Here is a 1,956-nt window from a genome sequence, read left to right as displayed (position 1 = left end):
GATACCGGAAGACAGGAAAACCCACTTTCGCCGATGCGCTTCGAGCGCGAGCTTTCGGTCGGGACCCGTCTTCGCGGAAGGCATTATGGCCAGCGGTCCCGTTGACCGCATCAACAGGTCGAACACACGGCCGCACCGACCAGCCACGCGGAACTTCAAAAAAGCACTTGCCAAAGGAGGGCCGTCCACACACGGCGAACTGCCGCCGAATCCGCCGGCTTCCGGACAACGGCTCGAATGAAGCGAACAAGCCTCCTGGACCGCGTACAACGGACGACTTAAGCTGCGGTCACAGAGAGGCGAAGGCCCATGGCACGCAGGACGCCGATGAGTGTCGCAAGCCTCGGATTACCAGCGTCGCTGAGGGTTCGATAAAGCGTTTCTCTTGAGAGGCCGCTTTCTTCTGCTATCGTCGCCATACCTTGAGAGCGAGCCACTACGCCGAGCGCTTCAGCGATTTCGTTGGCGTCGCCATCCGACAGCACAGCGTCGAGATAATGTACTGCATCCTCCGCGGTTTTAATGTGATCCGCCACATCGAAGGGAGAGAATTTAGCTTTCGTCATCGGTCTTGTTCCTTCCATTCGTCCCAAAGCTTCTTCGCTGCCCTAATGTCCCGGTCCTGACTGGACTTGTCGCCACCGCCGAGAATGATCACCAATTCCTCGCCCCATTGCCCGAAATACACCCGGTAGCCTGGTCCGAAATCAATCTTCAGTTCGCTCACACCCTCGCCAACGGGCGCGACCCTGCCGGGATTGCCACGTTCCAAACGCGCGAGGCGGCGCAACACCTGAGCGGCCCCGGCGCGGTCGCGCAGATTGTCGATCCACTCCTCAAACACGTCGGACTTGAGTATTGACGGCATAAAGAACTGTAGCCTATTGGCTACATTCGTCAAGAGCTTTTGGGAGAGCGTCGCCTTTCGGCGAAACTCGGCCTAGCACCGGTCATGCGGCCGGATGTCCCGATTGGATCGACTCTGCCTCTCGCCAACGATGTTGATCGGAGCCATTATGGCCCTAAACCGCCGGTCGCCATGCAACGAGACTTTGGCTCGAAATTCCTGGGGCAGGTCAGAGTTCCACGATCTTTCATCTACGCGATGAGATTGCGCCCAAGGACGGCCGCCTCGCGATTTGTCAGCCGATAGTCCCGGAAGTTGTCCCATTGTTGGTGACCGGAACGTTGTAGCCGTTCTTGCGAATACAAAAACCGGGCGCGCCGCCGACGCCGCCGGGTGCAGACGGGCTTAGCCAGCCTTGGCCATTGAAACCAGTGGCCCCGTAGGTGCCGCCCGCGCCGCCATTGACGCCGCCATTGCTGCCCCAGCCGCCCGCGCCGCCCCCGGAGGTTGTACCGGTGCTGCCATTGCCGGCGCCGCTGTCGCCTGTTCCTCCGATGCCGTTCGGCGCGCCACCGCCGCCGCCGCCGCCCGCGCGGTATTGAGGCTCGGGGTCGCCTTCATAAACGCTGGACGCACCGCCGCCACCACCGCCGCCGGCTCGGACCTCGGCGCCGCTCTGGATTGTGATGGTAATCGGGTGTCTGCAATACACAGCATCGCCGCCGGTGCCGCCGTTTCCAGGGCCGCCGCCAGCGCCGCCGGAACCGCCACCACCGCGCACGATCCCGCCCGTCTTAACGACCAGTGCAAGCGTGATCGTGTAGGGCGCCCCGGGCCATGTGCCGGTATCAATACCGATGCCGGCCGGCGCGCCGTTGATGGCGACGCCATTGCTCACTTCAAACACGACGTTGGCGTTCATGGTCCCTGTGTATCCCGCTGCATTGGCAAGCGAGCGCAGATTGACAGGACCGGAGCCTGTGACCTGAATGGTCTGGTTGAACGACGGCGTGTTGACCGTAACGGTCACCTGCGCGGTTGCCTGGCTGCCGAGTGCGCCGGTGACGGTCAGTGTGTAGGTTGTTGTGCCCGACGGGGTCACGACGACT

Annotated in this window: 3 protein-coding genes; all 3 read right to left on the bottom strand. The window is 62.2% G+C overall.

Annotated elements, in window-relative coordinates; translation table 11 throughout:
* Nucleotides 1-278: 278 nt before the first annotated feature.
* Nucleotides 279-566, bottom strand: coding sequence for an addiction module antidote protein (locus tag WEA77_RS13540; protein WP_368068410.1), 288 nt, complete (start codon nucleotides 564-566; stop codon nucleotides 279-281).
* The gene (locus WEA77_RS13535) at nucleotides 563-868 is read right to left on the bottom strand and encodes a type II toxin-antitoxin system RelE/ParE family toxin (RefSeq protein ID WP_368068409.1); all 306 of its coding nucleotides are present in this window, start codon (nucleotides 866-868) and stop codon (nucleotides 563-565) included. The genes WEA77_RS13540 and WEA77_RS13535 overlap by 4 nt, the downstream gene beginning before the upstream one ends.
* A gap of 274 nt (nucleotides 869-1,142) precedes the next feature.
* On the bottom strand, nucleotides 1,143-1,956 hold an 814-nt coding region (locus WEA77_RS13530), incomplete at its 5' end, for a hypothetical protein (RefSeq protein ID WP_368068408.1).

The organism is Hyphomonas sp., from assembly GCF_040882205.1.
Taxonomy (GTDB): Bacteria; Pseudomonadota; Alphaproteobacteria; order Caulobacterales; family Hyphomonadaceae; genus Hyphomonas.
This window is presented reverse-complemented; position numbering and strand designations above follow the sequence as displayed.

Coding starts and splice junctions, on each gene's coding strand:
- WEA77_RS13540 (WP_368068410.1), bottom strand. CDS start 566: ATGACGAAAGCTAAATTCTCTCCCTTCGATGTGGCGGATCACATTAAA.
- WEA77_RS13535 (WP_368068409.1), bottom strand. CDS start 868: ATGCCGTCAATACTCAAGTCCGACGTGTTTGAGGAGTGGATCGACAAT.